Annotated in this window: 24 protein-coding genes; 15 read left to right on the top strand and 9 right to left on the bottom strand. The window is 73.8% G+C overall.

Annotated features, from left to right (window positions below):
- Positions 1 to 159: 159 nt before the first annotated feature.
- Positions 160 to 762: a cadmium resistance transporter gene (locus ACFOYX_RS02660; protein WP_322442856.1), complete on the bottom strand. Its 603-nt coding sequence runs from the start codon at positions 760 to 762 to the stop codon at positions 160 to 162.
- Positions 763 to 1,001: 239 nt separating this feature from the next.
- Between ACFOYX_RS02660 and ACFOYX_RS02655 the strand changes: the two genes are divergently transcribed.
- The 3 genes from ACFOYX_RS02655 to ACFOYX_RS02645 all read left to right on the top strand — a co-directional run bounded on the left by ACFOYX_RS02655 (position 1,002) and on the right by ACFOYX_RS02645 (position 4,135).
- The gene (locus ACFOYX_RS02655; protein WP_200212706.1) at positions 1,002 to 1,229 is read left to right on the top strand and encodes a helix-turn-helix domain-containing protein; all 228 of its coding nucleotides are present in this window, start codon (positions 1,002 to 1,004) and stop codon (positions 1,227 to 1,229) included.
- A gap of 46 nt (positions 1,230 to 1,275) precedes the next feature.
- The gene (locus ACFOYX_RS02650; protein ID WP_322442857.1) at positions 1,276 to 2,043 is read left to right on the top strand and encodes an enoyl-CoA hydratase/isomerase family protein; all 768 of its coding nucleotides are present in this window, start codon (positions 1,276 to 1,278) and stop codon (positions 2,041 to 2,043) included.
- Between the two features lie 112 nt (positions 2,044 to 2,155).
- A complete protein-coding gene (locus ACFOYX_RS02645; protein WP_322442899.1) occupies positions 2,156 to 4,135 on the top strand; it encodes an ABC transporter ATP-binding protein in 1,980 nt (659 codons plus the stop codon).
- A gap of 24 nt (positions 4,136 to 4,159) precedes the next feature.
- Here the strand turns inward: ACFOYX_RS02645 and mug are convergent, their stop codons facing one another.
- The 6 genes from mug to ACFOYX_RS02615 all read right to left on the bottom strand — a co-directional run bounded on the left by mug (position 4,160) and on the right by ACFOYX_RS02615 (position 8,587).
- Positions 4,160 to 4,786, bottom strand: coding sequence for a G/U mismatch-specific DNA glycosylase (gene mug, locus ACFOYX_RS02640; protein ID WP_377533775.1), 627 nt, complete (start codon positions 4,784 to 4,786; stop codon positions 4,160 to 4,162).
- Positions 4,783 to 5,544, bottom strand: a complete 762-nt coding sequence (locus ACFOYX_RS02635; protein ID WP_322442859.1) for an SDR family oxidoreductase — start codon at positions 5,542 to 5,544, stop codon at positions 4,783 to 4,785. Before ACFOYX_RS02635 ends, mug begins: the two co-directional genes overlap by 4 nt.
- A gap of 42 nt (positions 5,545 to 5,586) precedes the next feature.
- The gene (locus ACFOYX_RS02630; protein WP_322442900.1) at positions 5,587 to 6,021 is read right to left on the bottom strand and encodes a hypothetical protein; all 435 of its coding nucleotides are present in this window, start codon (positions 6,019 to 6,021) and stop codon (positions 5,587 to 5,589) included.
- 131 nt (positions 6,022 to 6,152) lie between these two features.
- Positions 6,153 to 6,971, bottom strand: coding sequence for a DUF692 domain-containing protein (locus ACFOYX_RS02625; protein WP_322442860.1), 819 nt, complete (start codon positions 6,969 to 6,971; stop codon positions 6,153 to 6,155).
- A complete protein-coding gene (locus ACFOYX_RS02620) occupies positions 6,968 to 7,891 on the bottom strand; it encodes a TIGR04222 domain-containing membrane protein (protein WP_322442861.1) in 924 nt (307 codons plus the stop codon). Before ACFOYX_RS02620 ends, ACFOYX_RS02625 begins: the two co-directional genes overlap by 4 nt.
- Before the next feature lie 123 nt (positions 7,892 to 8,014).
- Positions 8,015 to 8,587: a TetR/AcrR family transcriptional regulator gene (locus tag ACFOYX_RS02615; protein ID WP_088975104.1), complete on the bottom strand. Its 573-nt coding sequence runs from the start codon at positions 8,585 to 8,587 to the stop codon at positions 8,015 to 8,017.
- Positions 8,588 to 8,684: 97 nt separating this feature from the next.
- Here ACFOYX_RS02615 and ACFOYX_RS02610 point away from each other — a divergent pair, with 97 nt between their 5' ends.
- From ACFOYX_RS02610 to ACFOYX_RS02600, 3 genes are all read left to right on the top strand, one after another.
- Positions 8,685 to 9,539: a carbon-nitrogen hydrolase family protein gene (locus ACFOYX_RS02610; RefSeq protein WP_322442862.1), complete on the top strand. Its 855-nt coding sequence runs from the start codon at positions 8,685 to 8,687 to the stop codon at positions 9,537 to 9,539.
- 60 nt (positions 9,540 to 9,599) lie between these two features.
- Entirely contained in the window at positions 9,600 to 10,244 is a 645-nt protein-coding gene (locus tag ACFOYX_RS02605; RefSeq protein ID WP_322442863.1) for an HAD-IA family hydrolase, read from the top strand.
- A 187-nt stretch (positions 10,245 to 10,431) separates the two neighbouring features.
- Positions 10,432 to 11,361: an RIO1 family regulatory kinase/ATPase gene (locus ACFOYX_RS02600; protein WP_322442864.1), complete on the top strand. Its 930-nt coding sequence runs from the start codon at positions 10,432 to 10,434 to the stop codon at positions 11,359 to 11,361.
- A gap of 45 nt (positions 11,362 to 11,406) precedes the next feature.
- Here ACFOYX_RS02600 and ACFOYX_RS02595 read toward each other — a convergent pair whose 3' ends face one another.
- Positions 11,407 to 11,655 (bottom strand): DUF2630 family protein, encoded by a 249-nt coding sequence (locus ACFOYX_RS02595; protein WP_322442865.1) that lies wholly within the window; start codon positions 11,653 to 11,655, stop codon positions 11,407 to 11,409.
- 114 nt (positions 11,656 to 11,769) lie between these two features.
- Between ACFOYX_RS02595 and ACFOYX_RS02590 the strand changes: the two genes are divergently transcribed.
- The 8 genes from ACFOYX_RS02590 to ACFOYX_RS02555 all read left to right on the top strand — a co-directional run bounded on the left by ACFOYX_RS02590 (position 11,770) and on the right by ACFOYX_RS02555 (position 20,906).
- Positions 11,770 to 12,687, top strand: a complete 918-nt coding sequence (locus tag ACFOYX_RS02590) for a GNAT family N-acetyltransferase (protein WP_322442866.1) — start codon at positions 11,770 to 11,772, stop codon at positions 12,685 to 12,687.
- 162 nt (positions 12,688 to 12,849) lie between these two features.
- Positions 12,850 to 14,229, top strand: a complete 1,380-nt coding sequence (locus ACFOYX_RS02585; protein ID WP_322442867.1) for a cytochrome P450 — start codon at positions 12,850 to 12,852, stop codon at positions 14,227 to 14,229.
- A 6-nt stretch (positions 14,230 to 14,235) separates the two neighbouring features.
- The gene (locus tag ACFOYX_RS02580) at positions 14,236 to 15,129 is read left to right on the top strand and encodes a terpene synthase family protein (RefSeq protein WP_322442868.1); all 894 of its coding nucleotides are present in this window, start codon (positions 14,236 to 14,238) and stop codon (positions 15,127 to 15,129) included.
- Positions 15,126 to 16,763, top strand: coding sequence for a prenyltransferase/squalene oxidase repeat-containing protein (locus ACFOYX_RS02575; RefSeq protein ID WP_322442869.1), 1,638 nt, complete (start codon positions 15,126 to 15,128; stop codon positions 16,761 to 16,763). The genes ACFOYX_RS02580 and ACFOYX_RS02575 overlap by 4 nt, the downstream gene beginning before the upstream one ends.
- A 111-nt stretch (positions 16,764 to 16,874) precedes the next feature.
- Complete coding sequence (locus ACFOYX_RS02570) at positions 16,875 to 19,421, top strand: nitrate- and nitrite sensing domain-containing protein (RefSeq protein ID WP_322442870.1); 2,547 nt, start codon at positions 16,875 to 16,877, stop codon at positions 19,419 to 19,421.
- Positions 19,422 to 19,502: 81 nt separating this feature from the next.
- Entirely contained in the window at positions 19,503 to 19,934 is a 432-nt protein-coding gene (locus tag ACFOYX_RS02565) for a roadblock/LC7 domain-containing protein (RefSeq protein ID WP_109802483.1), read from the top strand.
- Positions 19,931 to 20,320, top strand: coding sequence for a DUF742 domain-containing protein (locus tag ACFOYX_RS02560; RefSeq protein ID WP_109802484.1), 390 nt, complete (start codon positions 19,931 to 19,933; stop codon positions 20,318 to 20,320). The genes ACFOYX_RS02565 and ACFOYX_RS02560 overlap by 4 nt, the downstream gene beginning before the upstream one ends.
- Positions 20,301 to 20,906 (top strand): ATP/GTP-binding protein, encoded by a 606-nt coding sequence (locus tag ACFOYX_RS02555; protein WP_322442871.1) that lies wholly within the window; start codon positions 20,301 to 20,303, stop codon positions 20,904 to 20,906. The genes ACFOYX_RS02560 and ACFOYX_RS02555 overlap by 20 nt, the downstream gene beginning before the upstream one ends.
- Positions 20,907 to 20,968: 62 nt before the next feature.
- On the opposite strand, the gene ACFOYX_RS02550 is transcribed toward ACFOYX_RS02555, so the two are convergent.
- A complete protein-coding gene (locus ACFOYX_RS02550) occupies positions 20,969 to 23,821 on the bottom strand; it encodes an aconitate hydratase (protein WP_322442872.1) in 2,853 nt (950 codons plus the stop codon).
- 438 nt (positions 23,822 to 24,259) lie between these two features.
- Between ACFOYX_RS02550 and ACFOYX_RS02545 the strand changes: the two genes are divergently transcribed.
- Positions 24,260 to 24,916, top strand: a complete 657-nt coding sequence (locus ACFOYX_RS02545; protein ID WP_109802487.1) for a DedA family protein — start codon at positions 24,260 to 24,262, stop codon at positions 24,914 to 24,916.
- Positions 24,917 to 25,011 lie beyond the last annotated feature (95 nt).

Genomic DNA, 25,011 nt, shown 5'->3' with positions numbered 1-25,011 from the left:
CGAAATCTACCGACGCCTCGAAACCCCGCCCTCAGAGCTTGACGCAGCATAGGAGCGTCCCACCCACCCACCCCCCGTTCCCGGTGCGTCGATCATGAAGTTGTTGTCATCCGACACGGCTTGGGGTCGCGACAACACCTTCATGATCAACCCTGGGGGTCAGGTGGCGAGGTCGGCGAGGCGGGGGAGGACGCCGGAGGTGACCAGGACCGTCGCGCCGATGGCGATGAAGACCGCGGGGACCAGCCAGTGGCCGGCGCGGGCGACCAGCCGGACCACCCGGGGATGGCCGCCCAGCAGGGCGGCGGCCGCGCACCAGACGGCCACCAGGACGGCGAAGACCAGCAGCCACACCAGCCCGGTCGCCGGGTCCAGGGAGCGGAACACCGGCACGTAGACCGCGATGTTGTCGGCGCCGTTGGCGATGGTCACCCCGGCGACCCCGAGCAGGCTGCCGACCACGGCCGGCGGCCCGTCGTCGTCGGCGCGGGCGAGCAGCGCGCGGACCCCGAGGCCGATCGGCAGCAGGCCGAGCAGCCCGGTCCACGGGTCGGGTACGACGAGCAGCCCGGCCGCGACCACGACCGCCGCGCCGACCAGCGCGCCGATGCCCAGATACTGGCCGGCGACGATGTGCCAGGGCCGGGGTCGGTCGGCGCCGCGGGCGGCCACGAAGAGCACCGTGAGCACGACGATGTCGTCGACGTTGGTCGCGGCGAACACGAGGGCGGCGGCCGACGCGGCGGCGAGCAGGTCGGTCACCCGAGGCAGCGTACGGCCCGACGGGCGGACCGGCGAAACATGATCCATCGACCGGGTGGCCCGACGGAGCCGGTCCGGCAGCCGCCTGTCAGCCGGTCAGAAGGATCACTCTATCGGGAAGCTGACATCGCATAGCGTGTCGGTTGGCGAAGAGTTGATATCTGGCGCATGATCGTTCGAGACGGTCTAATAGGTGGGACCGTATCCGAACCGCACAGTCTGCGACGTGAGGAATCAGCATGGCCTCCACTGGCACAGCCACCAGCACTGAGAAGGGTCGCCGGATCGTCGGGGCCGAGCGCCAGACGCTCGCCAAGGACCTGGTAAAGCGGTACACCTCTGGTGAGAGCATCCGTGCGCTGGCGGCCTCGACCGGCCGTTCCTACGGGTTCATCCACCGGGTGCTCACCGAGTCCGGGGTGCAGCTGCGGCAGCGCGGCGGTGCCCGGCGCCGCAAGAAGGCGTGACCCGCCCGCCAGCGTCGTCCATCACCCCCGTGCCCCGGGGTGTCCGGTGACCGCCGAGACGACCGGGGTACGACTCGACTGCGACGGGCCGGTCGCGACGGTGACGTTGTGCCGGCCCGACGTGCTCAACGCTCAGACGCCGGCGATGTGGCGCGCGATGAGCGACTTCTCCCGGGAGCTGCCCGGCGACGTCCGCGTCCTCGTCGTCCGCGGCGAGGGGCGGGCCTTCTCCGCCGGCCTCGACCTGTCGGTGGCCGGCGCCTCCGGGCCCGGCTCCTTCGCCGAGCTGTCCACCCTGCCCGAGCAGGAGTGCGCCGACCGGATCGCCGAGTTCCAGGCCGGTTTCACCTGGCTGCACCGGCCCGACGTGATCTCGGTGGCCGCCGTCCAGGGGCACGCCATCGGCGCCGGCTTCCAGCTCGCCCTCGCCTGCGACCTACGGGTGCTCGCCGAGGACGCCAAGCTCTCCATGGCCGAGGTGACCATCGGTCTCGTCCCCGACCTCGCCGGCACGAAGCGGCTGGTCGAGCTGGTCGGCTACGCCCGCGCGCTGGAGATCTGCGCCACCGGCCGCCGGATGGACGCCGCCGAGGCCGACCGGATCGGCCTGGCCAACCTGGTGGTGCCGACCGCCGAGCTGGACGGCGCGGTGCGGGACCTGACCGCCGGCCTGCTGGCCGGCAACCGGGACGCGGTGGTCGAGATCAAGGCGCTGCTCACCGGCGCCGGTGATCGTAGCCACGCCGAGCAGCAGCGCGCCGAGCGGGAGGCGCAGACCCGCCGGCTGCGTGACCTCGCCGGGCGGGGAGAATAGTAAGGACCGTTCGGGAAGATCCGGGTTACTCGCGAGGTTGTCGTAGTCGTCGGGAGAATTGACCCGACGGTGCACGCTGCCGACGACCCGGAGGTGACGAGTGTCCAACCCGATGGCCGGTGGCGGCATGGGCGGCTGGAGCATGCTCCGGTCGATGCGCAGCCGGGACGAGGTCTCCAGCCACCAGCTCAAGCGCGGCACCGCGAAGCGGATCGTCGCCTTCGCGCGGCCGTACCGGCGCGACATCCTGGTCTTCCTGGTCACCGTGGTGATCGCCGCGGTCATCGGGGTGGCGACCCCGGTGCTCGCCGGTGACGTGATCAACGCGATCAACCGCGGCGGCGCCGAGGCCGGCTCGGTGGTCGTCCGGCTCGCCGTCGTCATCGCCGTGCTGGCGGTGGCCGACGCGCTGTTCTCCCTGGCCCAGCGCTGGTACTCCGCGCGGATCGGCGAGGGCATCATCCTCGACCTGCGCACCCGGGTCTACGACCACGTGCAGCGCATGCCGTTGCAGTTCTTCACCCGGACCCAGACCGGCGCCCTGGTCAGCCGGCTCAACAACGACGTGCTGGGGGCCCAGCGGGCCTTCACCTCGACCCTGTCCGGCGTGGTCAGCAACGTCATCCAGCTGGTGCTCACCGCCGGGGTGATGTTCACCCTCTCCTGGCAGATCACCACGCTCTCGCTGATCCTGCTGCCGATCTTCATCATCCCGGCCCGCCGGGTGGGCAAGCGGCTCGCCGAGATCACCCGCGAGTCGTACAACCTCGACGCCAAGATGAACGCGACGATGACCGAGCGGTTCGGCGTGGCCGGGGCGCTGCTGGTCAAGCTCTTCGGCTCGCCCGAGCTGGAGGCGCGCCGCTTCGCGGGCCGCGCCGAGCGGGTGCGCGACATCGGCATCCAGTCCGCCATGTACTCGCGGACCTTCTTCGTCGCGATGCTGCTGGTGGCCTCCCTGGCCCAGGCGCTCACCTACGGCCTGGGCGGCTGGCTCGCGGTCACCGGCGGGGTAAGCGCCGGCACCGTGGTCACCCTCGCGCTACTGCTCACCCGCCTCTACGGGCCGCTGACCGCGCTCTCCAACGTCCGGGTCGACGTGATGAGCGCGCTGGTCTCCTTTGACCGGGTCTTCGAGGTGCTCGACCTGCGCCCCGGCATCGAGGAGAAGCCGGACGCCGTCCGGGTGCCCCGGGGTAGCGGCCGGGTCGAGTTCCGCGACGTGCGGTTCCGCTACCCGAGCGCCGCCGAGGTGTCACTGGCCTCCCTCGAGGAGGTCGCCACCCTGGACCGGACCATCAACGAGCCGGTGCTCAAGGGCGTCTCGTTCACCGTGGAGCCCGGGCAGATGGTCGCCCTGGTCGGCCCCTCCGGCGCGGGCAAGTCGACGCTGTCCATGCTGATCTCCCGGATCTACGACGTGAGCGACGGCCAGGTGCTGGTCGGCGGGGTCGACGTCCGGGACGCCACCCTCGCCTCGCTGCGCGACGAGATCGGCGTGGTCACCCAGGACTCGCACCTGTTCCACGAGACCATCGCGGAGAACCTCCGCTACGCCAAGCCGGACGCCACCGACGACGAGATCTGGGCGGCGCTCGCCGGCGCGCAGGTCGCCGACCTGGTCCGGTCCCTGCCGGACGGGCTGGAGACCACGGTCGGAGAGCGGGGCTACCGCTTCTCCGGCGGCGAGAAGCAGCGCATCGCCATCGCCCGGCTGCTGCTGAAGGCGCCGTCGATCGTGATCCTCGACGAGGCCACCGCACACCTGGACTCGGAGAGCGAGGCGGCCGTGCAGCGGGCGCTGTCGGTGGCGCTGACCGGCCGTACCGCGCTGGTGATCGCGCACCGGCTCTCCACCGTCCGGGACGCCGACCAGATCCTCGTCCTCGACGAGGGGCGGATCGTGGAGCGGGGCCGGCACGACGAACTGGTCGCCGTCGGCGGCCTCTACGCCGAGTTGTACCGGACCCAGTTCGCGGTCGCCGACTCGCCCACCCCGTACGTCGACGCCACCGGCGCGGAGCCGGTGATCACCATGCCGATGGCCACGTACGTGGCCGACGAGGCGATGCCGCCCGCCGCGGCGAACTGACCCGGCGGCGACGGACACCGGAGATCAGCCGGCGGCCGCCGCCGCGCGCAGCTCGGCGAACGCGGCGCCGAGCGTCTCCGGGGTGAAGTGCGCGTTCAGGCCGCTCGGGTTGGGCAGCACCCAGAGCCGGGCCGCGCCGAGCAGTTCGGGCTGCGGGCCGAACGTCGCCTTCGGCCGGGCGAACCCGATCCGGTACGCGGTCACCCCGACCACCGCCACCCACCGCGGCCGGTACCGCTCGACCTTCCCGGTCAGGATGTCCGCACCGGTCAGCAGCTCCTCGGCGGTCAGCTCGTCGGCCCGGGCGGTGGCCCGGGCCACCAGGTTGGTGATGCCGAGCCCCCAGCCCAGCAGCTCGTCCTGCTCGCTGGGCTGCAGTTGGCGCGGGGTGAACCCGCCCCGGTGCAGCGCCGGCCAGAACCGGTTGCCCGGCCGGGCGAAGTGCCAGCCGGTGGCCGCCGACCAGAGCCCCGGGTTGATCCCGACGAAGAGCACGTCCAACCCGGGCGCGATCAGATCCGGCAGGAGCTTGTCGGCCGCCGCCGCCAGCTCCTCCCGGCTCGGTCGGGGATGGCGGCGGCCCACCGGGTCGGGGGAGGGCGCACCGGCCTGCCGGCGGCCGGCCCGAGCCGGTCGTTCGCCGCCCGTCACAGGCCGCGCAGCGCGCCGCCGTCGACCGGCACGGTGACCCCGGTGACGTAGCTCGCGGCGGGGGAGAGCAGGAACGCGGCGACCCGGCCGAACTCCGCCGGCTCGCCGATCCGGCGCAGCGGGATGCCCGCCTCCGCCTCGGCGCGGGCCCGCTCGGCGTCTCCGGTGGCGGCCAGCAGTTCCCGGTTCCGGTCCGTCATGATCCGGCCCGGCAGCAGCCCGACCACGCGTACACCGCGCGGACCGTACTCGTCGGCGATGTCCTTGGCCACCCCGGCCAGGCCGGGGCGCAGCCCGTTGGAGATGCCCAGACCGGGCACCGGTGAGCGGGCCGAGGTGGAGAGCACCAGTCCGATGGCGCCGGCGTCGGTGAGCGCGGCGGCGACCGTCCGGGCGGCGCGGACGCTGCCCAGGAAGACCGTCTCGAAGGACTCCCGCCACTGCTCGTCGGTCACCTGGGCGGCGGTGCCCCGGGGTGGCCCGCCCACCGAGACGAGCGCCCCGTCGAGGCGGCCGAACTGTTCCCGGGCGGCGGCGACCAGGCGCCCCGGCGTCTCCGGGTCGCTCAGGTCGGCGGTCAGCCCGATTGCCCGCTCCGCGCCGCCGAGCGCCTCGACCGCCGCGGCCACCCGCTCCGGGGCGCGCGCCGAGATCACCACCCGGGCGCCGTCCGCGACGAGGTGTTCGGCGGTGGCGAAACCGAGGCCGCCGGAGGCGCCGGTGAGCACGTACACCCGGCCGGCCAGTCCGAGATCCATGGGCCCGATCCTGCCGTACCTCGGAGCGCCGCGCCAACCGGGTCAGCGCCGGGCCGGGCGCAGCAGGCGTACCCGACCGGCGAGCTGCACCGCGACGGCGCCGCCGGCCCGGCCCACGGCCGGGAGTCGACGCGGCCGGGGGGCGCGGCGACCGTCGTAGCGGGTGACGGCCTCGCGGGCGGCCAGCTCCTCCGCGCCGAGCGCCGGCAGCGTGCCCCGGTCGCGCAGCTCCCGGGCCAGGTCCCAGCCGTCGCGCAGCGACCCGTTCGTCGGGCGGCCCGCCGCCCAGTCGGCGAAGGTCGCCGCCCAGGCGGCGCCGAGGCCGGCGGCGAGCAGCGGCCAGTGCCGGGCCACGTCGCCGCCGCGCTTGCGCAGCAACGCGCGCCGCGCGGCGTCGACCGGCGCCGGGGCGAATCCGGACGGCAGCGGACCGCCGGCGACCAGCGTCGCGACCAGCTCCGCCTGCCGGGCCGCCAGGTCGCCGCCCGGGCCGGGACCGCCGGTCGGTGGCCGCCCGGCCGGAGCGGGGACGGGCGGCCCCGGGCGGAGGCCGCCGGTGGCCGCCGGCGCCGGGGTGACCGCCGCGCCGGGCGCGGTGTCGGGGCCGGTCACGTGACCACCGGGAATCCGGCGGCGGCGGCGAGCGCGTCCAGCTCGCCGCGCAGCTCCGTCGCCGGCGGGTAGTGCCCGTCCCGCTCCAGCAGCAGGGCCGGCGGCCGACGTCGGGCGCAGAGCTCGCGGACCAGGTCCAGCACCTCCGCGGGCACCGGGTCGGTGTGCGTGTCGTGGTAGAAGCCGCCCTGCTCGCCCCCGCCCGCCACGTGCACGTAGGCGACCCGGTCCAGCGGCAGCCGGTCGAGCAGCGCGAGCGGGTCCGCGCCCCGGTTGCGGGCGTTGGCGTGCACGTTGGCGACGTCGAGCAGCAGCGGCGCCCCGGTGGCGTCCAGGATCTGCGTCAGGAAGGCCGCCTCGTCCAGTTCGTCGTCCGGCCAGTCGAAGAGCGCGGCGATCGGCTCCAGCGCGATCGGCACCGGCAGCTCCGCCTGCGCCCGCCGGACGTTCGCCACCACCGCGGCGACCGCCTCCCGGCTGCGCGGCAGCGGCAGCAGGTGCCCGGCCTCCAGCCCGCCGGCCCGGACGAACGCGATGTGCTCGCTCACCAGCGGCGCGTCGACCAGCGCGGCCACCCCGGCCAGGTGGGCCACCCGGGCCGGATCGACCGGCTCGGCGCCGCCGAGGGAGAGCTTCACCCCGTGCGGTACGACGGTGACGCCGCGCCCGCGCAGCTCGGCGAGGCCGGGCGGCAGCGGCCCGGCCGCGGCGACTGTCTCGGCGACCACCTCGACGAAGCGCAGCCCCGGCAGGTCGGCCACGAAACCGGCGATCTCCGGCCGCCAGCCGATGCCAACCCCGTACGGCCCGGTCATCCGCCGCACCCGCCCCCGCCGCCGCAGCCACCGCCGCCCCCGCATGAGCTGCCACCGCCGCAGGAGCTGCTGCCGCCTCCGCCGCAGGAGCTGCCCCCGCTGAACGAGCTGCCGGAGCCGGAGAGCGCCTGACGCTGGATCTCGGCCTGCTCGGCGAAGCCCGGGTCCATCGTCCAGATGGTGGCGGTGCCGAAGAGCGCGACGGCCAGCGCCGCGTCGGACGGGCCGTAGGTGGCGTACGCGGGCGCCGACGCGGGCGCCAGGTAGATGTGCCGGCGGCGCAGCTCGCGTACCGCCCGGTCGGCGGCGCGGGTCCGCCAGGGCACCCGGCTGAGCAGCACGAAGGCGACGAAGACCGGGACCAGGGTGAGCATCAGGAAGCCGGCCGGGCGACCGTTCGACAGCCCCACGAAGAGCCGGATTCCGCCGAGCACCAGCAGGGCGGCCAGCAGCATCGGGCCACGCCGGACGGCGGCTCGCCGGGCCGGGGCGAGCGCCAGCCCGCGTTCCTGCAGGCCGTCCCGGAGCTGTTCGAGCGCCCGGACCACCCACTCGTCGCGGCGCAGCTCCCGGGCGTGGACGTGCTTGCCGGCCGCGTTGTAGATCGCCTGGTCCAGCGGGGTGACCCCGGCGGGCATCGAGGCGCCGGTGGTGAGCCGCCGATCGGGCCGGACGCCCACCACGCCAATGCGCCGCAGCCCGCCGAGCGCCGTCCAGACCGCGAGTTGGTCACCTCCGTTGAGGTACGCGACCTGCTGCGGTCCGAGCTGCCCGTGGTCGCCGGTGGGCGTACCGGCCAGGGCGCGGAAGCGGTGGACCAGGGTGCCGACGAGCACCACGGCCACGGCCAGGAGGTACCAGCGCAGGAATACCGGGCCGGGGATGCCCCAGGTGTCGCCCGGTGCGGCGAGAACGGTCATGCTCTGCTCCTGTCGCGCGAGGGGGATCGCGGCCCCATTGTGGAGCAGACCCGCCAGGGGTGATCCGGCCCGCGGGCCGAGTTACCGGACCGAGATCCGGCGCCGTGGGGCGCACCCGGGCGGTCAGCGGCGGCGCACCGCCTCCTCGACCAGGTCGAGCACCGGCCCCAGGTCCCCGGCCGGCCGGCCCATCGCCAGGTGCAGCACCAGCCCGTCGTAGGCCAGCTCCAGGAACTGGGCCAGCACGTCGATCGGCACGTCCTCGCGGAGCACCCCGGCCTCCCGCTGGCGGACCAGCCGTTCCCGGGTGGCCTCGGCGATCGCCGCCGACCGTTCCGCCCAGCGCCGGGCGAAGGCCGGGTCGGTGCGCAGCCGCCGGGAGACCTCCAGCTGGCTACCCAGCCAGCCGGTGGTGTCCGGGGAGACCGCCCGGGCGAGCAGGTCCCGCATGACCTGCACGAGGCCGTTGCGGGCCACCGTCTCCACCATCGCGGCGGCGTCGTCCTCGGCGACCGCCAGGAAGAGCGAGTCCTTGTCCCGGAAGTGGTGGAAGATCGCGCCCCGGGACAGCCCGGTGGCCTCCTCCAGGCGGCGCACGGTGGCGCCCTCGTAGCCGTGCCGGGCGAAACACGCCCGCGCGGCACCGAGGATCTCCTGCCGGCGCGCGTCGAGCTGATCCTGACTTACTCTGGGCACGGAACGATCGTGTCAGGTGCCCACGGTCGATGCAAACCGTACGTACGGCTTGGGAGCGGGAAGGGTCGAGCCGGACCACCCGGTCTACGATCGCCCGGTGACCCAGGCCACCCCACTCCCCGAGCACCCGCTGACCGTGGCGGCCGTCCAGGCCGAGCCGGTCCCCGGCGACGTCGCCGGCAACGCCACCACCGCCGCCCGGTTGGTCGGCCGGGCCGCCGACGCCCGGATCGTCGTACTGCCGGAGCTGTTCCTGCCGGCGTACCACCCGCCGACCCTGGCCGCCGACCCGGCCGGCACCGACGTGGCGGCCGGCGCGGACGGTCTGGTCGACGACCCGCGGCTCGACCCGCTGCGAGCCGCCGCCCGGGACGGCGGCGCCACCGTGGTGGTGGGCGCGGCCGTCCGGCACCCCGACGGGCGGCGGACCATCTCCTCGCTGGTCGTCGACGCCGCCGGCGTCGCCCGCTCGGCGTACGACAAGCAGCAGCTCTGGGGCGGCGAGCGGGACCTGTTCGACGCGGGCCGGCGCGGCGCCACCCTGCTGGTCGACGGCTGGTGGCTCGGCCTCGGCATCTGCTACGACGGCTGCTTCCCCGAGCACGGCCGGGCCGCCGCCGCCGACGGCGCGCACGGCTACCTGTGCCCGAGCGGCTACCTGGCCGGCTCGGCGCACCGGCGCGACCTTTACTACGCCGCCCGCGCCCTGGACAACACCATGTACGTGGTCTTCGCCAACGCCGTCGGCGGCGCCGACCCGTGGCGGTTCAACGGCGGCGCGGCTGTGTACGACCCGGAGGGCCGCCCGCTCGCCCGCGGCGCCGACGCCGGGGAGGCTGTGTTGGTCGCGACCCTCGACCCCGGGGCGCTGGCGGCCACCCGGGCGGCGCACACCATGCTCGCCGACCGGCCTGCCGACCAGGGGCTCCCCCGAACGGTGCTGGCCGGCTGACCGAAGCCGTGGGGGTGCAGGCCCTGTCGGCGGTGCACCCTGGTCCCGTAGGGTGCGCGAGTGCCGCTGCTCCTGCTGGACCTGGACAACACCCTGCTCGACCGGACCGGGGCGTTCCGTGCCTGGGGAGAGCGCTTTCTGGACAGCGTCGGCGCGCCGGGCACGGACATCGAATGGCTGCTCTCGGTGGACGCCGACGGGCTGACCGACCGGTGGGACGTCGCGGACGCCATCCGGGACCGGTACGGGTTGCGCATCCCCTCCATCGATCTGGTCGACGAGCTGCACGACGGGGTGGTGGCGAACACCCGGCTGGATCCCCTGGTCGCCTGCGCGCTGCGGATAGCCGACGACGCGGGCTGGGTGCCGGTGGTGGTCAGCAACGGCGCGGTACGGCAGCAGGACGCGATGATCCGGCGGACGGGTCTGGACCGGTACGTGGCCGACTGGGTGATCTCCGAGGAGGCCGGGGTCAGCAAGCCCAACCCGAGGATCTTCGCGCTGGCCGCCCAGCGCGCCCGGATGCCGCTGCGCGGCGCCTGGGTGGTCGGGGACAGCCCGGAGGCGGACATCGGCGGGGCGGCCGCCGTGGGCCTGCCCAGCGTCTGGCTGCACCGCGGCCGGACCTGGTCGGACAGCCGGTTCGCGCCCACCCGCACGGTGGACGGGCTGATCGCCGCGGTGGCCACCGTGCTCGCCGGCTGAGCCGGCGCGCGGCCCCGCCCGGGCCCGGTTTATTCGGTTGACCCCGCGGCGGCCCGCGGTGAGCATGGGTCCCGCGCGCAGGCGCAGCCGGGCGGTGCCCGGTCGAGGAGAGGAGGTCGGTCATGGCCGTCTTTGCAGGGTCGTTCCACCTGCCTCCATCAGCCTCGATCAAGGGATCACCGAACCCGTGCGTGAACACGACCTCCCGGCGCGCGAGCGCCGTGGCCGCGGCAAGAGCCGCTTCGACGACGACGAACCGCATTTCCTGAAGCACGGCCGGCACGCCGAGCCGGCCCTCACCGAGCCCGACGACGAGCCCGACCCCGAGCACCCCTGGTCCTCCTGGGACGGGGCCGTGCACGGCCCGGAACCGCACCCCGAGTGGCTGGTCACCGAGCTGGCCGCGCGGGACACCGAACTCGGCGTGCTCAAGACCGGCAAGGAGGCGGACGTCCACCTGGTCCGCCGGGCCGTGCCGGAGACCGGCCGGTCCTGCCTGTTGGCGGCGAAACGCTACCGGGACGCCCAGCACCGGCTCTTCCACCGGGACGCCGGCTACCTGGAGGGGCGGCGGGTCCGCCGGTCCCGGGAGAACCGGGCGATGGCCGGGCGGACCGCGTTCGGCCGGCAGATGATCGCCGGGCAGTGGGCGGCGGCCGAGTTCACGGCGCTGTCCCGGCTCTGGGAGATCGGGGCGGAGTCCGGGCGGATCGCCGTGCCGTACCCGGTGCAGCTGCTGGGCACCGAGCTGATGCTGGAGTTCGTGGGGGACGCCGACGAGGGGCAGGCCGCGCCGCGGCTGGCCCAGCTCCGGCCCGAACCGGACGAGCTGCGCGACCTGTGGGAGCAACTGGTCGACGCCCTGGTGGTGCTCGCCCGCGCCGGGTACGCGCACGGCGACCTGTCCCCGTACAACCTGCTGGTGCACCGGGGGCGGCTGGTCATGATCGACCTGCCGCAGGTGGTCGACGTGGTGGCCAACCCGCAGGGGCCCGAGTTCCTCGCCCGGGACGTCCGGGTGGTCGGCGCGTGGTTCGCCGCGCGCGGACTGCCCGCCCCGGACACCGACCCGGCCGCGCTGACCGGGCTGCTGCTGCGCGAGGCGGGCATCGGCTGAGCGGACCGGGTCCCGGGCGGGTGACCACCCGCCCGGGACCCGGGTTCACTGGAGGTAGCGCTCCACCTCCGGCACCGGGCGCTCGCCCTGGGCTTCCGGGTCGCCGTGTGCCTGCCGGGCCGCGCGGCGGCGGCGCAGCAGGTCCCAGCACTGGTCGAGGGATTCCTCCAGCGCCCGCAGCCGTTCCCTGGCCTCGTCATCGGTGCCGGCCTCGTGCTCCTGCGCGGCCGAGCGCAGCCGGTGCTCCTCGTCGACCAGTTCGGAGATCCGGTTCAGGATGGTCTTGTCGTCCATGCCCCTGAGCCTGGCACAGGCCGCCCGGGCACGCCCACATTCTGTTCGGCGTCGGCCCCGACGGCCGGCGCAGCGGCACGCAGGGCGGCGCCCGGCGGGGTAGGGTGCCACCCGATGATCTTCGTGCCGCGCCCGTTCCGTCCGGCCGACGCACCGGCCGTCGCCGCGCTGCTGCGGGCCGCCAACCCGCACGTCCTGGTCAGCCCGGAGCTGATCGCCTGGCAGGCCACCGCCAACCCGCCCGCGGAGCGGTACGCCCTGCTGGTCGCCGAGTCGACCGGGGAGGTGGTCGGCGTCGCGCGTACCGGCTTGCTGCACGAGAGCGCCGAGCCGGGCCTGGGCTTCGCCGACGTGACCGTGCACCCGGGGCGGCGCGGCGGCGGCGTCGGGTCCGCCCTGCTCGCCGCGGCCGAGGAGCGGCTCGTCGGCCTGGGCGCGCGGACGGCGTACGCCAAGGTGGCCGACGATCCGTCGCCGCTCGGCTTCGCCGAGCGGCGCGGCTACCGGCGCGGTCGGCGGGCCCTGTTCCTCCGCCTGGAGCTGGCCACCGCGGCGCTGCCCGACCTGCCGGTGCCGCCCGGGGTGATCCTGGCCTCGGCGGCCGACCTGGCCGATCCGCGCCCGCTGTACGAGGCGGACCTGGACGCCGCCCGCGACGAGCCCGGCGACGTGGGCATGGACGAGATCAGCTATCCCGACTGGCTGGCCGCCTACTGGGACCGTCCGGACCTGGATCGGGCGCTGACCCGGTTGGCCATGGTGGACGATGCGGTCGCGGCGTTCAGCCTCGCCCTGACCGATGGCCGGCGCGGTTACCGGTCCGGGATGACCGGCACCCGGCCCGCCCACCGCCGGGGCGGCCTGGCCGGGCTGGTCAAGGTCGCCGCGCTGCGCGGGGCCCGACGCGCCGGCTTCCGGTACGCGCTCACGACCAACGACGCCGGCAACGACGCGATGCTGACGCTCAACCACCGGCTCGGCTACCGGACGGTCGGCGGCGAGTGGCGATACCTGCGGAACGTTTGCGGCTGAGCACTTCCCTCACCGGTCCATTGTCGACAAAGGGAATGTTGTTGTGTGAGATATTTTCTTCTCCGTCTTCTGATCCGCGGTTCCGGGTGGCATGCTCGGCGACAACATCACGGGTCATGACGGCGCCGCGACGCTGAGTTGACCCAGGGGGGAGCGCACCACGTGGACGAGTCGCATCCGGAGCCCGGAACGACCGGGCAACTTCGTACCGTTCCCCTTCGTCGGATCGTCCCGGGCCTGCTCCGCGATCCCGCCCGGGCGCTGATCGACGCCGGCAACCGGACCGGGGGAGCGGTCGTCCGCCTCAACCTCGGCTCGTTCCGCCCCTACCTGGTCACCCACCCCCGGCACGTGCAGCACGTTCTGCGCGACCGCGCGGAGAACTACGAACGTGCCGGCGACGGGCTGTTCTGGCGGCCGGTCAAGCGGCTGTTCGGCGAGGGAATCCTCGGCGAGGGCCAGATCTGGTCGGCCAGCCGCAGGATGCTCCAGCCGATGTTCACCGCCAAGCGGGTGGAGGCGTTGATCGACGGGATGGCGGAGGCCATCGGCGACGCCGTCGACGAGCTGGGCGAGCCGTCCCGAGCGGGGCGGACCGTCGACATCGGCGTCGAGCAGGCCCGGATCGTGAGCCGCGCGATCATGCGGGTGCTCTTCGCCGACAAGATCTCCGTGCCGGACGCGATGCGGGTGATCGACGCGCAGGACGTCATCGCCACCGCGGTGATCCCCCGGATCATCGTGCCGTTCGCCCCGCTCTCCCTGCCGATGCCGGGCGACCGTCCGTTCCGCCGCGCGGTGCGGATCGTGGACGACGTGCTGGTGCCCATCGTCCGGGCCACCCGGACGGCGGCCGACGACGGCGACGACATCATCTCCACGCTGTGGCGGGCCCGGACCGAGGACGGCCGACCGCTCGACGAGCGGCAGGTCCGCAACGACACCGTGGCGATGTTCGCGGCGACCACGGAGACCACCATCAACGTGCTCACCTGGCTCTGGCCCCACCTGGACCAGCACCCCGACGTCGCCGACCGGCTCTATGCCGAGGTCGACCGGGTGGTGGGCGGCGAACCGGTCCGTCGCGAGCACCTGCGCGACCTGACCTACACCAGGATGGTCCTCGACGAGTTGCTGCGGCTGTACCCGATCGGCTGGATCATCCCGCGCCGCGCGGTCGCCGCGGACGTCATCGACGGCGTGCCGATCGAGGCCGGCGCCACCATGGTGGCGAGCCCGTTGATCACCCAGCGGATGGCCCAGTTCTGGGAGCGGCCGGAGGAGTTCGACCCGGAACGGTTCCGGCCGGAGGCGATTCGCACCCGCCACCGGTACGCCCACTTCCCCTTCGGCGGCGGTCCGCACCAGTGCCTCGGGATGTACCTGTTCTACCTCGAGGCGCAGCTCATCATCGCCACCATGTTGAGCCGGTACCGATTCAGGTTGCGCCGCCCGGGCGTGCCCGGCCTGCGGTTGGCCGCGGCGCTCCGGCCGCGCGAACGGGTCGAGCTGACCCTGCTGGGCGCCCGGAACGCCGACTGAGAGGGAATGACCACAGTGGATGCACAGAGCGGCCGGCTCGCTTCGGCCGCGGAACAGGGGCGGATCTGCGCGCTCGCGGCCCGGGGGCAGCGGGACCTGCAGCGCCGGGTCGCCGCCCAGCCCGACCTCTTTCCCGGCGAGCCCTTCGACGCGGCCCTGCTCAGCAGCATCTCGCTGGCCATGGCGTTCAGCGCGCCGTGGTGCACCGCCGAGGAGCTGGGTATCACCGGTCGCGCGGTCCTCTGGGGCTTCGCCGTCGACTGGCAGGTCGACCACCTGGCCACGTCCCGGTCGGAGATCGACCGGATCACGAAGGCGTGCCTGACCGTGGCCGACGGCGCCGCGGCCGAGGACCCGCTGGGTCGCTTCCTCGCCGAACTGCGCGACGACCTCGCCGCCACCCCGGGCTTCGCCGGGCTGCGCGGGCTGTGGCGGGAGGAGATCGACCGCACCCTGACCGCCATGGGCCGCGAGTGGGACTGGAAGACCGCGGTGAAGGACGGGACGGGTCCACCCACCCTGACCGAGTACCTGGACAACGCCGACAATCTGGCGGCCACGGTGGTCAACGTCGCCCACTGGATCCACACCGGAACCCCCGAGACACACCGCCGGCTGCCCCGACTCGTGACCGTGAGCGACGAGGTGCAACGGGCTCTGCGGTTGGTCAACGACCTGGCCACCTATCAGCGCGACCTCGAATGGGGGGACCTCAACGCGATCATGCTGGTGGACGACCGTACGGAGATCGAACGGCGGACGGCGGCGCAGATCGACCACTGTCGGCACCTGCTGGCCGAGCTGGCGGCCGACTGCCCCCGGGAGGCCGACTACCTCACCCGGCAGCTCGGCTTCACCAGCGGCTTCTACCGCCTCACCGACTTCTGGGGAGCCCGGTGAGCGTCGTCGCCGACCGCCGGGCGGCCGCCCACCCGGGCGGTGGCGGAGCGCCGCCCGGCGACGGGCACTCCGGTCGGGTCCGGGACCTGATCGCGGCGATGGCGCGCAACCCGTCCGGGGAGACTTCCGCCTCGGTCTACGAGACCGCCCGCCTGGTCGCCCTCGCGCCCTGGCTGCCCGGCCACGACGTGCGGATCGACTGGCTGCTCGACCGGCAGCGGGCCGACGGTGGCTGGGGCGGCCCGGACGGCTACGCCCTGGTGCCGAGCCTGAGCGCCACCGAGGCGCTGTTGACGGTGCTCCGGCGCGGCGACCACGGGCCGTGGCCGGCCACGGCACTGGTCCGCGCCGCGGACCGGGGCCTGCGCTTCGTGGCCGGTCACCTCGGCGACCCGGCCGCGCCGGCACTGCCCGACCTGCCGGCCACCGATCTGATCGTGCCGGCGCTGGTCGAGTCGATCGACGGGCAGCTGAACCGCCCGGAGGGTCCTCCGACGGGTCTCCAGGGGTGGCGGGACCGGCCCCGGCTGCCCCTCCCGGCCGGCCTGGACTCCGGCCGCCTGGACCGGGTACGCGGCCTGCTGGGCGCCGGCCGAGCGGTCCCCGAGAAGCTGGCGCACGCCCTCGAGGTGGGCGGCGACCGGGCCTGTCGGGCGGCCGGCGTCTCGCCGGTGGGCCCGGGAACGATCGGCGCCTCACCGGCGGCGACCGCCGCCTGGATCGGGCGCCGGGCCGACGACCCCGGCGGACCCGCCCCGGCGTACCTGCGGGACGTCGGCCGGGGTGGGCCGGTGCCCTGCGCCACCCCGATCGCCGTCTTCGAACGCGCGTGGGTGCTCGCCATCCTCGCCCGGGCGGGGGTGCCGGCGACAGTGCCGGCCGCGCTGGTCGCCGAGCTGCGGGCCGCCGTCGGTTCGGCCGGCGCCGCCACCGGGCCCGGCCTGCCGGCCGACGCCGACACCACCTCGGTGACCCTGTACGCCCTGGCCCGGCTGGGCCTGCCGGTCGACCCGTCCAGCCTCTGGTCCTACGACACCGGCGCCCACTTCTGCACCTGGCCCGGGGAGGACGGGGCCTCGGTCACCACCAACGCCCACGTCCTCGACGCCCTCGGGCACCACCTCACGCACGGCGGGACGGCCGTCCACCCCCGCGCGGCGGGCGCGGCGGACCGGGTCGCCGCCTGGCTGGTCGCCGGACAGCAGGCCGACGGGCGGTGGTGCGACCGGTGGCACGCCTCGCCCTACTACGCCACGTACTGTGCCGTGCTCGCCCTGAGTGACCACGCCGGGAGCGCCGGGGCGCGAACCGCCGTCGGGCGGGCCACCGACTGGCTGCTGGACACCCAGCGGCCGGACGGCTCCTGGGGACGGTGGGCCGGCACCGCGGAGGAGACCGCGTACGCCCTGCTGGCCCTGCTGGCCACCGACCGCTCGTCCGAGGCGGCGGTCGTCGCGGCGGTCGCCGCCGGCCGCCACCGATTGTCCGAACTGGACGGCCGGGACGGAGAGCCGGCGTTGTGGCACGACAAGGACCTGTACCGACCGACGTTGATCGTGCGTGCGGCGGTGCTCGCGGCGCTGTGGACCGGCGACGCAACAGGCGACGCGGCACCCCTCGGTACCCTGCCATGATCAGCATCGCTTGAGTCAGCTTCTGGACACTGCTAGCGTGCGCCGGGGTCGATCGGATCGTCGACGACTCATCTCGGGCACGTGATTCGAATACCCGGCCAGGACGGTGTGATGGGTTCCCGCAGTACGAATCTCCGTACCAAAGTCATCGCCCTGCTCGTGTCGCTGATCGCCCTGTGGGCCTTCGCGGCGTGGGTGACCGTACGGGACGGCTTCAATCTGCTCGGCGTCCAGACGCTCAACGCGCGGGTCTTCGAGCCGAGCGATCCGCTGCTGCTCCAGCTGCAGAACGAGCGGCGGCTTTCGCTGTCGTACCTGGGCCAGCCCGACCCGGACCAGCTCAAGGAGTTGGGCGCGCAGCGGCAGCGGACCGACGAGACGGCCACCGCGCTGTGGCGGTCCACCCAGGACTGGCGGACCGAGCTGCCGGCGAGCGAGCAGCTCGAACAGCGGATCGCCGCGCTCCGGACGGAGGTCGAGCAGCTCGGCGACATCCGGGCCGAGGTGGGAAGGCGGACCATCGACCGGACCGCGACGCTGGCCGCGTACAACGAGGCGATCGACGCGATCTTCGGGGTCTTCGACGCGCTCAGCGGTCTGGACGACGACCAGATCGCCCGGGACACCGCCGCGCTGATCGACCTCAACCGGGCCCGGGAGCTGCTGTCGCAGGAGGACGCGCTGCTGACGGGCGTCCTGGCGGCCAACCGGATGACCGTGGCCGAGCAGACCACCTTCGCCCGGCTGGTCGGTGCGCAGCGCTACCTCGCCGGACGCACCGGGAACGACCTGTCCTCGACAGACCGGGACCGCTACCAGACGATGGTCGACGGCGCCGCGTTCCGGCAGCTGCGCGGCCTGGAGGACCGGGTGCTGGCGGCCAAGGGCAGCGAGATCAGGCCACCCGTGTCGGCGCCCGCGTGGCAGGTCGCCGCCCCGCAGGCGATGGAGGACCTGCGCAAGGTCATTCTCGCCGGTGGCGAGGACATCGTGTCCCGGGCGACCCCGGTCGCCGTCATGGTGATCGTGCGGCTGGTGCTGGCGGCCGGCCTCGGCCTGCTCGCCGTCATCGCGTCCATCGTGGTGTCGATCACCACCGCCCGATCGCTGGTCCGGCAGCTCGAACGGCTGCGTGAGGCCGCGTTCCGGCTGGCCAACGAGCGGCTGCCCGGCGTGGTGGAGCGGCTGGGCCGGGGCGAGGAGGTCGACGTCGCCCGGGAGGCACCGCCGCTGGAGTTCGGCGACGACGAGATCGGTCAGGTGGGCAAGGCCTTCAACGCGGTGCAGGAGACCGCGATCCGGACCGCCGTCGAGCAGGCCGAGCTGCGCCGCAGCGTCCGCGAGGTGTTCCTCAGCCTGGCTCGGCGCACCCAGGCCCTGGTGCACCGCCAGCTCACCCTGCTCGACGCGATGGAGCGCCGCGAGCACGACGCCGAGGAGCTGGAGGACCTGTTCCGGGTCGACCACCTGGCCACCCGGATGCGGCGCAACGCCGAGAACCTGATCGTGCTCTCCGGCTCCACCCCCGGCCGGTCCTGGCGCCGCAACGTGCCGATGGTCGACGTGGTCCGCGGCGCGGTGGCCGAGGTCGAGGACTACACCCGGGTGAACGTGCTGCCGCTGGGCCCGGTGTCGCTCGCCGGCCGGGCCGTCGGTGACGTCATCCACCTGCTGGCCGAGTTGATCGAGAACGGACTGTCGTTCTCGCCCCCGCACACCACCGTCGAGGTGCGCGGCCAGGTGGTGGCCAACGGGTTCGCCATCGAGATCGAGGACCGCGGCCTCGGCATGACCGACGAGGACCTCGCCGCCGCCAACCACCGGATCGTCGACCGGTCCGAACTGAACCTCGCCAACGCCGCCCGGCTCGGCCTCTACGTGGTCAGCCGGCTCACCGAGCGGCACGGCGTACGGGTGCAGCTCAAGGAGTCCGCGTACGGCGGGACCACGGCGGTGGTGCTGATCCCGCTCGACCTGGTCACCGACGACGGCCCCGACCCGGTCACCTCAGGCGGGTTCCGGGCAGGCTCGGGGACCGGCGGGCCGGTCGCGGTCGGCGCCGGGACGGGACGGTCCGAGCCGACCGGCGAGCAGCCGGCCAGCCCGGTGGCGCTGGTGGAGCCGCCCCGGCCGAGCACGCCGGAGGACGGGCGTCCGGATGGCGCCGCGGACGACGTGCCCTCCGAGACGGACCCGGTACCCGGTCGCGTCGCGGCCGGGCCGGACGAGCCCGCGGTCCCGGAGACGGGGCTGCCGACGCGTGCCCGGCGGCGGACCGGCCTGCCGGGGCTGGACGGTCCGACCTACCCGACCGGGCTGCCGGTGACGACCGCGCGGCCCACCGGGGACGCCGCCGCACCGGCGGCGGCCGATCCCGCACCGGTCGCCACGGCCGGCCCCGAGTCGGCCCGGACGGACTCCGGGCTGCCGGTGCGGGTACGGCAGGCGAGCATCGTGCCGGAGCTGCGTGACGAACCGTCCGCTTCGGACGCTGACTCGGACGACGACACGGTACGCCCGCCCGAGCAGGTGCGCCGGATGATGAGCTCCTACCAGAGCGGCACCCGACGCGGCCGGACGGACGCGGCGCGGCTGCTCGGCGGTGCGACGCGCGGGTCCGAGAGCGCGCCGGACACCGCGGACGAACAGGCGACCTGAGGACGACGTCGGTCCGGCCCGATACGGCCGGTACGGCGGAGCGAGCACGGCGACACCAGCCGGGGGAGAAGAGGACGACGAGTGGCGCAGAAGACGGCTTCGAGCGCGGACCTGACGTGGTTGCTGGATGATCTGGTCGGCCGGGTGAAGCAGGCGGAACACGCCGTGGCGCTCTCCACCGACGGCCTGCTGATGGCCTCCTCACAGGGCCTGAGTCGGGACGACGGCGAGCATCTGGCGGCGATGGCGGCCGGCATCCAGAGCCTGGCCCGGGGTGCGGGCAAGCGGTTCGGCGGTGGCCAGGTGCAGCAGACCATCATCGAGATGCAGTCGTCGTTCCTGTTCGTCACGGCGGCCGGTCGCAACGCCTGCCTGGCGGTGCTGGCCTCCGAGGACGCCGACGTGGGTCTGATCGCGTACGAGATGGCGATGCTGGTCACCCGGGTCGGGAGATTCGTCGCCTCGCCGACCCGAGGGCCCGAGCAGCCGACCGGAGAGACCCCGGCGCGATGACCGTCCAGGGGGACTCCGCGGAGCAGGAGTGGGTGGACGACCACGCGGGCCCGGTGGTGCGCCCGTACGCGGTCACCCGGGGCCGGGCCCGCCCGGTCACCGGCACGTTCGACCTGATCTCCCTGGTGATGGCGACCCGGGCCGACGTGGCGTCGGAGTCGGGGCTGGGCCCCGAGCACGTGGCCATCGTCGGCCTCTGCCAGCGGATGCAGTCCGTGGCGGAGATCGCCGCCCACCTCGACCTGCCGGTGGGCACCGTCCGAGTCCTCCTCGGCGACCTGGTGGCCCGCAACCTGGTGCAGGTCCGTGAGCCGCGCGCCACCACCGCCGGCCTTCCCGACGACAGCGTTTTCGAGGCGGTTATCAATGGACTTCGGGCCCTCTGAGCGGCCGGCGGGAGCGGCCCCGCTGCCCACCGCGATCAAGATCTTGATCGCCGGTGGTTTCGGCGTGGGCAAGACCACCATGGTCGGCGCGGTCAGCGAGACCCGTCCGCTGCGGACGGAGGAGGTGCTGACCGAGACGGGGGTGGGGATCGACGACCTCTCCGGCGTGGAGGAGAAGGGCACCACCACGGTCGCGATGGACTTCGGTCGGATCACCATCAGCGACGACCTGGTGCTCTACGTCTTCGGCACCCCCGGCCAGGACCGGTTCTGGTTCGTCTGGGACGAGTTGGCGCTGGGCGCCATCGGGGCGGTGGTGCTCGCCGACACCCGCCGGCTGGCCGACTGCTTCCCGTCGATCGACTACTTCGAGGGCCGGGGCACGCCCTTCGTGGTGGCGGTGAACTGCTTCGAGGGCGCCCGGCAGCACCGGCTGGACGAGGTGCAGGCGGCGCTCAACCTCGACCCCGGGGTGCCGGTGGTGCTCTGCGACGCCCGGCAGCGGGAGTCGAGCAAGGAGGTGCTCATCACGCTGCTGGAGCACGCCATGAAGACCCGCGAGGCCCGCCGCCGGGCCGTCGACTGACCCTCCGGACGCCGAAGGGCCCCTCCCCGCGGTCGCGGGAAGGGGCCCTCTTCGCTGGTACGTCAGCTGGCGATCATGCGACGCAGCACGTACTGCAGGATGCCGCCGTGCCGGTAGTAGTCCGCCTCACCGGGGGTGTCGATCCGGACCACGGCGTCGAACTCCACGCCGGTGTCGGTGGTGACCTTCACCGTGCGCGGGGTGTCGCCGTCGTTCAGCGCGGTCACCCCGGCGATGGAGAAGGTCTCCGTGCCGGTCAGGCCGAGCGACTCCGCGGTGGTGTCCACCGGGAACTGCAGCGGCAGGACGCCCATGCCGATCAGGTTCGAGCGGTGGATCCGCTCGTACGACTCGGCGATGACCGCCCGGACGCCGAGCAGCATCGTGCCCTTGGCCGCCCAGTCGCGCGACGAGCCGGAGCCGTACTCCTTGCCGGCCAGGATGACCAGCGGGACGCCCGCCTCCTGGTACGCCATGGAGGCGTCGTAGATCGACGTCTGCTCGCCGGTCAGGTGGTTGACGGTGAAGCCGCCCTCCACCCCCGGGACGAGCTGGTTGCGCAGCCGGATGTTGGCGAAGGTGCCCCGGATCATCACCTCGTGGTTGCCCCGCCGGGAGCCGTACGAGTTGAACTCGTGGCGCGGCACGCCGTGCTCGGCGAGGTACTTCCCGGCCGGGGAGTCGGCCTTGATCGAGCCGGCCGGGGAGATGTGGTCGGTGGTCACCGAGTCGCCGAGCTTGGCCAGCACCCGCGCTGGACCGATATCGGAAACAGGCGCCGGCAGGCGCCCCATGCCCTCGAAGTACGGGGGCTTGCGGACGTAGGTGCTGTCGCCCGCCCAGGCGAAGGTGTCGCCGGTCGGGGTCGGCAGCGACTGCCAGCGCTCGTCACCGGCGAAGACGTCGGCGTACGCGGCGCTGAACCCGGTGGCGCCGATCGCCTGGGCGATGACGTCCTGGATCTCGGCGCTGTTCGGCCAGATGTCGCGCAGGAAGACCGGGTCGCCCTGGCTGTCCTCGCCGAGCGGCTCGTTGGCCAGGTCGATGTCCATCGTGCCGGCCAGCGCGTACGCGACCACCAGCGGCGGGGACGCCAGGTAGTTCATCTTGACGTCCGGGTTGATCCGGCCCTCGAAGTTCCGGTTGCCGGAGAGCACGGAGACGACGGCAAGGTCGCCCTCGTTGACCGCGGCGGAGACCTCCTCCGGCAGCGGGCCGGAGTTGCCGATGCAGGTGGTGCAGCCGTAGCCGACCAGGTTGAAGCCGAGCTTGTCCAGGTACGGCGTGAGGCCGGCGCGCTCGTAGTAGTCCATGACGACCTTGGAGCCGGGCGCCAGGGTGGTCTTCACCCACGGCTTGCGGGTCAGGCCCTTGTCGACCGCGTTGCGGGCGAGCAGCGCGGCGCCGATCATCACCTGCGGGTTGGAGGTGTTGGTGCAGGAGGTGATCGCGGCGATCACCACGGCGCCGTGGTCCAGCTCGTACTCGACGCCGTCGGCGCTGGTCACCCGGACCGGGTTGGTGGCGCGCCCGCCGGCGCCGGCCGCGGCGGTCTCCAGGTCGCGCGGCTCGTCGGCCGGGTCGCTGAACTCGTTGGCCGGCGGATCGCTGGCTGGGAAGGACTCGGCACTGGCCTCGTCGGCCGGGCCGTTGGCGCCGCGCGGCAGTTGCTCGCGGGCGACGCCCGGTTTGAGGTCGCGCTCACCGGCGGAGTCGTCCGCCACGTAGTCGGTCAGCGCGCCGCGGAACAGCGTCTTGGCGCTGCCCAGCGGCACCCGGTCCTGGGGGCGCTTCGGGCCGGCCAGGGATGGTTCGATGGTGCCGAGGTCCAGCTCCAGGCGCTCCGAGTACTCCGGCTCGCGGTTCGGGTCGTGCCAGAGGCCCTGCTCCTTGGCGTACGCCTCGACGAGCGCGACCTGCTGCGGGTCGCGGCCGGTCAGCTGCAGGTAGCGGATGGTCTCGGCGTCGATCGGGAAGATCGCGACGGTGGAGCCGTACTCCGGGGACATGTTGCCGATGGTGGCCCGATTGGCCAGCGGCACGGCGCTCACGCCGGGGCCGTAGAACTCGACGAACTTGCCGACCACGCCGTGCTTGCGCAGCATCTCGGTGATGGTGAGCACCAGGTCGGTGGCGGTGGTGCCGGCCGGCATCTCGCCGGAGAGCTTGAAGCCGACGACCCGCGGGATCAGCATGCTGACCGGCTGGCCGAGCATCGCGGCCTCGGCCTCGATGCCGCCGACGCCCCAGCCCAGCACGCCCAGGCCGTTGACCATGGTGGTGTGCGAGTCGGTGCCGACCACGGTGTCCGGGTACGCCTGGCCGTTGCGCTCCATGATCGTACGGGCCAGGTACTCGATGTTGACCTGGTGCACGATGCCGGTGCCGGGCGGGACGACCTTGAACTCGTTGAACGCGGTCTGGCCCCAGCGCAGGAACTGGTAGCGCTCCTTGTTGCGCTCGTACTCCAGGTCGACGTTGCGCTGGAAGGCGTCCTCGCGGCCGAACAGGTCGGCGATGACGGAGTGGTCGATGACCAGCTCGGCCGGGGCGAGCGGGTTCACCTTGGTGGCGTCGCCGCCCAGGTCCCGGACCGCCTCGCGCATGGTGGCCAGGTCGACCACGCAGGGCACGCCGGTGAAGTCCTGCATGAGCACCCGCGCCGGGGTGAACTGGATCTCCACGCTCGGGGCGGCGGTGGGGTCCCAGCCGCCGAGCTCGCGGATGTGGTCGGCGGTGATGTTCGCGCCGTCCTCCGTCCGCAGCAGGTTCTCCAGGAGGATCTTCAAGCTGTAGGGCAGCCGGTCGTGGCCCTCCACCTTGTCGATCTTGAAAATCTCGTAGCTCGCGTCTCCGACGCGTAGCTGGGTCTTCGCACCGAAGGTGTCGAGGCTCGCCACGTCGTACTCCTTCACACCAGCGACCGTGAGTAGTCCTGAGCAGTCTGTCGCACCGGCCGGGGGGACGCCCGGGTTAGGTGACACTTACCGCCGATTCTCGCTTTCAATAAAACCGTACGTCCGTCTTGCTATTGACGCAACCTCATGCCACGGTTCGGGACGAGGAGGTGCCATCATGATCCATCACGTCCTGCTCGCCTGCCCACCCGGCTCCGAGGCCGCGTCCCGGGCGTTCTACGCCGTTTTCACACCCACGACCCGCACGGCAACCGCCTCGAGTTCCTCGCCCCGATCGCCGGCTGACGCCCGCCCAGCCTCGCGGACGGCCAGGGGGAGCGCTCCTCGGGCCGTCTGTCGACGGGCGCCGGCCCGGACGGGCGGTCCGTCCTTGAGCGGGCGGCTCGGACGCCGCGGCGCGGGTAGGGTTCGGGGTCGGACCGGAAGGGGTGGCGGGTGGTCGACGTACAGCACTGGCTCTCGGCGCTGCCGCCGGGCCTGGTCTACCTGATCGTCGCCGGGGTGATCGGCGTGGAGAGCATGGGCGTGCCGCTGCCCGGCGAGATCGTCCTGGTCAGCTCCGCCCTGCTCGCCGCGGCGGGCGTGGTCGAGCCGGAGTGGGTCGCCACCGCCGCGGCTGCCGGCGCCATCGTCGGCGACTCGGTCGGGTACGCGGTGGGCCGCCGGGGTGGGCGTCCGCTGCTGGCCCGGCTCGGCCGGCGCTTCCCCCGACATCTCGGCCCCGCGCAGATCGCCCGCGCCGAACAGAGCTTCGCCCGGCACGGTGTCTGGGCGGTCTTCTTCGGCCGCTTCGTGGCGCTGCTGCGGATCCTCGCCGGCCCGCTGGCCGGCGCGCTGCACGTGCCGTACCGCCGGTTCCTGGTGGCGAACGCGGCCGGCGGCCTGGTCTGGGCCTTCGGCACCACCTACCTGCTCTTCAGCGTGGGCCGGGCGGCCGAGCACTGGCTCAAGGACATCTCCTGGGCCGGTCTCGTCGTCGCGATCCTCGCCGGGCTGGCCAGCACCTGGTGGCTGCGCCGCCGGGCCCATCGGCTCGGCCCGGCGGAGGCGGCCGACGAGGCCGAGCCGGTCCGCGCCGGCAGCGACCGCTGACCCGGCGCTCGGATACGACGAAAGGGCCGGCACCCGGGTGGGGGTCGGCCCTTTCGGGTTGGTGCTGGTTGGGTCAGGAGGCGGTGTAGCCGCGG

This window comes from Micromonospora sp. GCM10011541 (assembly GCF_042650725.1).
GTDB lineage: Bacteria > Actinomycetota > Actinomycetes > Mycobacteriales > Micromonosporaceae > Micromonospora > Micromonospora sicca.
This window is presented reverse-complemented; position numbering and strand designations above follow the sequence as displayed.

Coding starts and splice junctions, on each gene's coding strand:
- ACFOYX_RS02645 (WP_322442899.1), top strand. CDS start 2,156: ATGGCCGGTGGCGGCATGGGCGGCTGGAGCATGCTCCGGTCGATGCGC.
- ACFOYX_RS02625 (WP_322442860.1), bottom strand. CDS start 6,971: ATGACCGGGCCGTACGGGGTTGGCATCGGCTGGCGGCCGGAGATCGCC.
- ACFOYX_RS02635 (WP_322442859.1), bottom strand. CDS start 5,544: ATGGATCTCGGACTGGCCGGCCGGGTGTACGTGCTCACCGGCGCCTCC.
- ACFOYX_RS02595 (WP_322442865.1), bottom strand. CDS start 11,655: ATGGACGACAAGACCATCCTGAACCGGATCTCCGAACTGGTCGACGAG.
- ACFOYX_RS02620 (WP_322442861.1), bottom strand. CDS start 7,891: ATGACCGTTCTCGCCGCACCGGGCGACACCTGGGGCATCCCCGGCCCG.
- ACFOYX_RS02580 (WP_322442868.1), top strand. CDS start 14,236: ATGACCACAGTGGATGCACAGAGCGGCCGGCTCGCTTCGGCCGCGGAA.
- ACFOYX_RS02560 (WP_109802484.1), top strand. CDS start 19,931: ATGACCGTCCAGGGGGACTCCGCGGAGCAGGAGTGGGTGGACGACCAC.
- ACFOYX_RS02555 (WP_322442871.1), top strand. CDS start 20,301: ATGGACTTCGGGCCCTCTGAGCGGCCGGCGGGAGCGGCCCCGCTGCCC.
- ACFOYX_RS02570 (WP_322442870.1), top strand. CDS start 16,875: ATGGGTTCCCGCAGTACGAATCTCCGTACCAAAGTCATCGCCCTGCTC.
- ACFOYX_RS02590 (WP_322442866.1), top strand. CDS start 11,770: ATGATCTTCGTGCCGCGCCCGTTCCGTCCGGCCGACGCACCGGCCGTC.
- ACFOYX_RS02655 (WP_200212706.1), top strand. CDS start 1,002: ATGGCCTCCACTGGCACAGCCACCAGCACTGAGAAGGGTCGCCGGATC.